The 3,102-nt window shown below is 47.9% G+C and carries 3 protein-coding genes; all 3 read left to right on the forward strand.

Annotation, left to right across the window (positions count from 1 at the left end):
* The first annotated feature begins 243 nt into the window (after positions 1-243).
* The 3 genes from IM500_RS08920 (at position 244) to IM500_RS08930 (ending at position 3,007) form a co-directional block, all read left to right on the forward strand.
* The gene (locus IM500_RS08920) at positions 244-699 is read left to right on the forward strand and encodes an NUDIX hydrolase (RefSeq protein ID WP_287738151.1); all 456 of its coding nucleotides are present in this window, start codon (positions 244-246) and stop codon (positions 697-699) included.
* A 75-nt stretch (positions 700-774) separates the two neighbouring features.
* Positions 775-1,149 carry a Pepco domain-containing protein gene (locus IM500_RS08925; protein WP_287738152.1) on the forward strand — a complete coding sequence of 125 codons (375 nt, stop codon included), beginning with the start codon at positions 775-777 and terminating at the stop codon, positions 1,147-1,149.
* Entirely contained in the window at positions 1,142-3,007 is a 1,866-nt protein-coding gene (locus IM500_RS08930; protein ID WP_287738153.1) for an SUMF1/EgtB/PvdO family nonheme iron enzyme, read from the forward strand. The genes IM500_RS08925 and IM500_RS08930 overlap by 8 nt, the downstream gene beginning before the upstream one ends.
* The last annotated feature ends 95 nt before the right edge of the window (positions 3,008-3,102 follow it).

Genomic DNA, 3,102 nt, shown 5'->3' on the forward strand with positions numbered 1-3,102 from the left:
AAATGGGGCGAAAGTCTGTGGACTCTGTGTAAGACAGTACATGGTTTTTTAACTGTGGTATGCGACGGTGGTGGAAGCAGAAACTTAAATCGTGAGGTTTAGGAATCGCCGCACTTTTAGGGCGGCGAGGATGTCAAGATTGATATTGTTAGGGGTTGGGGGATAGGTGTTAGGCAATAGGCAATAGGCAAAAGTCCTAACTCCAGTAATCCCGTCCCCTTTTTTTATTTTTTAGCTTTATATATGGGTCGTGTTTGGCATTTTATTAAAAGTGTGATGGGAATTATCTTTCGTCATCCTGTAACTGGGGTGACAATAATTCCGCTGCTTGCTGATGGTACAATTGTTTTAATCCGACGCAGAGACACCGGCAAATGGGCCTTACCGGGAGGGATGGTCGATTGGGGGGAAGATATTTTTAATACTGCCCAAAGGGAATTAAAAGAGGAAACAGGATTAAATTTAGTCAGTTTAGGGCGTTTAGTCGGGGTTTATTCCTCTTTTGAGCGTGATCCGCGCATTCACTCCATTTCAGTGTTAATTGAAGTTACAGCGTCGGGGAATTTTCAGATCAAAGATACATTAGAAGTTAGCGAGGTGAGAGCTTTTAGCGTCGAAACTTTACCTCTAGGCAATCTCAGTCACGATAACGATCGCCAACTAGAAGATTATCTCAGGGGTGCCACTGTAGTGGCTTGATGTCGAGGGAAAGATAGTGGAGTTAGAATGTTTGGTTAAAGGCAAGTGAAATAACATTTAGGGGAAATCAACACAATGACCGAAGATATCGCGACTCCCAGCAAAATATGGATTATTACGGGTGATGATCTTCAAAAAACGCCCACCGGCGCTAGAAGTAGCAGTGATATCGGGGGACAGATCGGTGAAAAGGAAAAATCGCCCGAAGTTGCGGCCACCGAAAGAAGTCAAGTGGATGTGTCCAAACTGAAGCTAGAAATGCAGGGCTTTCTCAAAGCGATGCGGGAAATGCTCGATGAAGCCGATCCTCCAAGCGCTAAAATCCGGCTCGATGAAGTGGAACTGTCTGTAGAAATTAATGGGGAAGGACAAGTTAGCCTGTTTGGGATCGGGGGCAAAGCAGGAGGTAAAGGAGCGATGACGTTTAAGTTCAAGAGAAAAGATGGCTAAAAACTGGGTGATAGCGATCGGCATCAACGAGTATGACAACCTCAAGCCGCTGAAATACGCCAAGAAAGACGCGGAAGCGATCAAAGCTTGGTGTGAAGGGGAGGGAGGATTCGATCGCAGTGGGATATTTCTCTTTACCGAAGATTCTCCATCCATTCCTGCTAGTCCCCCCATTCCCACGCAGCCAACCTACGGTCGTCTCAAGCGGTTTCTTCAGAAGCAGTTCGAGACTCCCCTGCTTAAGTCTGGAGACAATCTCTGGTTTTTCTTTGCTGGTCATGGCAGGCGCTATCAAGACAAAGACTATCTGATGCTGCCGGATAGTGATCCGGGTAATGTAAGAGAAACGGCTGTATCGGTGGATTATGTCACCGAGCGGCTGCGGCGGTCTGGGGCCGATAACGTCGTACTATTATTAGATGCCTGTCGAGATGAAGACAGCCGAGGCGGTCTGGGCATTGGAGAAGAGGAGCATCAGGGAGTCATAACCTTTTATTCCTGTACTGCCAATCAGCAATCTTGGGAGATCGATGAGTTACAACAAGGCTCATTTACTCATACGCTGCTGGAAGGATTACGGCGGCAAGGAGAAGCCAATTGTGCTACGGTCGAGCGTCTAGACGAACATCTGCGCCGTCAAGTCGAGCAAACTAACGCTAGATATGGGAAACCGAGACAGAATCCCTATCTAAAAGCAGAACCGCCCCACAAGCTCTATTTTATTTTGTTAGAACAAGTTGCCACGCTTAGGGACGTGCAACCCCTAAAATATCAGGCTTCCTTAGCAGAAAATAGGGGCGACCTTGACTTAGCTGAACAGTTATGGATTCGTGTCTTAGGAGCATCTCGTGGCGATTTAGATGCGATCGAAGCTATCAAGCGCATCGCTCTAAGACAGTCTTCGATTCCTTTGACGCGTCGCGAATACGTCACGGGGTCTGAGGGAAATAGGTCATCGACCCCTAAACCTTCTCAAGAAACTGGACTCAAGGTATTTAACTTTGAGGTGGTGCGAGTAAATGTGAAGGGTGAGCAAATCAAAAAAGAGTCGAAGCAGTCCCAATATTTCGCCCAAGATTTGGGCAACGGCATCACCTTAGAAATGCTTGCCATCCCGGGGGGAACTTTCCTGATGGGAACAGAAGACGAGGAAATCGAAAGACTGGTAAAAAAATTTGGTTGGGAAGGATTTAGATGGGAAAGACCACAACACCGAGTAACCGTTTCCTCTTTCTACATGGGGCGTTATCCCATCACCCAAGCTCAGTGGAAAGCGATCGCCGCAACCGCTAAAATAGACATCGACCTAGAGACAAACCCTTCTCACTTTAAAGGGGATGAGCTACCCGTAGAAAGTGTCAACTGGTATCAAGCAACGGAATTCTGTAAACGACTATCAAGAGAAACAAAACGGGAGTATCGACTACCGAGTGAAGCGGAATGGGAATACGCTTGTCGTGCTGGAACCACCACCCCATTCTACTTTGGGGAAACCATTACCGGGAAATTGGCCAACTACCGTGCCAGCGAAACCTACGCCGGAGAAGCGAAGGGAGAAGATCGAAACGAAACGACTCCCGTGGGACAATTTCCCCCAAACGCCTTCGGACTGTACGATATGCACGGGAACGTCTGGGAATGGTGCGCCGATACCTGGCACCCTAACTATGATGGTGCGCCGACGGATGGCAGTGCTTGGATAGAAAATGGGGATGATAATCGTTCTTCTCTGCGGGGCGGTTCTTGGTTCAACTATCCCTATATCTGCCGTTCCGCTTTCCGCGACTTCGACGGCCGCCGCGGCTACGGCAACTTCTACGGTTTTCGGGTGGTGTGCGGTGCTGGGAGGACTCTGTAACCCTTTTTCCCTTTTTTTCCCTTTTTACCCTCATTCCCTATTTTTTCTTTTTCCTTTTCTTTCCCGCCCTTAGGCGGGTCGATTTTTTTGAGAAA

The organism is Microcystis sp. M179S2, from assembly GCF_020245805.1.
GTDB lineage: Bacteria > Cyanobacteriota > Cyanobacteriia > Cyanobacteriales > Microcystaceae > Microcystis > Microcystis aeruginosa.

What these genes read in the sequence shown, in the direction of transcription:
- IM500_RS08930 (WP_287738153.1), top strand. Translation starts at nt 1,142, where the DNA reads ATGGCTAAAAACTGGGTGATAGCGATCGGCATCAACGAGTATGACAAC.
- IM500_RS08920 (WP_287738151.1), top strand. Translation starts at nt 244, where the DNA reads ATGGGTCGTGTTTGGCATTTTATTAAAAGTGTGATGGGAATTATCTTT.
- IM500_RS08925 (WP_287738152.1), top strand. Translation starts at nt 775, where the DNA reads ATGACCGAAGATATCGCGACTCCCAGCAAAATATGGATTATTACGGGT.